Source organism: Vibrio sp. Vb1026, assembly GCF_033338745.1.
GTDB classification, from domain to species: Bacteria; Pseudomonadota; Gammaproteobacteria; order Enterobacterales; family Vibrionaceae; genus Vibrio; species Vibrio alginolyticus.
This window is the reverse complement of sequence record NZ_JAWOTH010000143.1, coordinates 1-1190: the sequence shown is the minus strand read 5'-3', so window position 1 is coordinate 1190 and position 1190 is coordinate 1. Positions and strand designations below refer to the sequence as shown.

The following is a 1190-nucleotide window of genomic DNA, read 5'->3' as shown; positions in this document are numbered from 1 at the left end:
GGATTATTTGTTGGCTTACAGCCCCTGTCGTAAGGTGTAGATGCTTAGCAGCGCCCGTAAACCTGGCATGTGCCGCCACTTGGTTAAATAACCATAAACCACTTATCACGTTACTTCTCATCACTAAGCCTATAGTTTTTCTAAACGCTGTATGTAATTTATATCGATTGTTAACAAAAGGTAAAGAAAAGAAACTAACCGCTACTGATAAATGTGTGGAGTACCTCAATGGAAGTCATCGTATTAGGCAGCGGCGTTATCGGCTTAACCTCTGCTTGGTATTTATCTCAAGCAGGCTATCAAGTCACGGTCATCGATCGCCAACCAAGCAGCGCGATGGAAACAAGCTTTGCCAATGCAGGGCAAATTTCTTATGGCTACTCATCCCCATGGGCGGCTCCGGGTATCCCGCTCAAGGCGATCAAATGGCTGATGGAAGAACACGCTCCACTAAAAATAAAGCCGTCGCTAAGCACAGACATGATCAGTTGGGCAAGCAAGATGGTTGCGAACTGCACCTTGCCTCGCTATCAAATCAACAAAGCTCGCATGCTGTCTATCGCCAACCACAGCCGAACTTGCTTGGAACAATTACGTAATGAGCACGCGATTGAATACCAAGGACGCCAGTTTGGTACCTTGCAAGTGTTTCGCACAACTCAACAGTTAACCGCAATCGAAAAAGACCTCAAGCTGCTTGAGCAAAGTGGTACTCGATTTGAGTTGATGGACGTTGAACAGTGCCTTCGACAAGAACTCGGTTTAGCGCTGGTCAAAGATAAAATCGTAGGCGGGTTGTATTTGCCTGATGATGAAACAGGTGACTGCTTTCAGTTTTGCCAACAACTGACAGAACTTGCGAAAGCGCATGATGTCACGTTCAAATTCAATACCGAAGTGAGTAATTGGGTTACTGTAGGCAAAAAGATCATAGGAGTCCAAACGAACCACGGTTTGTTTAAGGCCGACCAATTTGTCGTTGCTTCTGGTAGCTTTTCCACTGCGCTTTTAAAGCAGCTCGATATTGATATCCCAGTGTATCCGGTTAAAGGATATTCACTGACGCTTCCGATAGAAAATGAAGAATACGCACCGCGCTCTACTGTCATGGATGAGACTTACAAAGTCGCTATGACTCGATTTGATGACCGCATACGAGTGGCTGGCACCGCTGAGCTTGCAGGTTTCGA

At 45.9% G+C, this 1190-nt stretch carries 2 protein-coding genes; one reads left to right on the top strand and one right to left on the bottom strand.

Annotation, left to right across the window (positions count from 1 at the left end):
- Window positions 1-121: LysR family transcriptional regulator (locus tag R7E47_RS24825; RefSeq protein ID WP_318085420.1), on the bottom strand; the 121-nt coding region annotated here is incomplete at its 3' end.
- 107 nt (window positions 122-228) lie between these two features.
- Here R7E47_RS24825 and R7E47_RS24820 point away from each other — a divergent pair.
- Window positions 229-1190, top strand: a 962-nt coding sequence (locus R7E47_RS24820) for a D-amino acid dehydrogenase (protein WP_318085418.1), incomplete at its 3' end; no start/stop codon positions are given.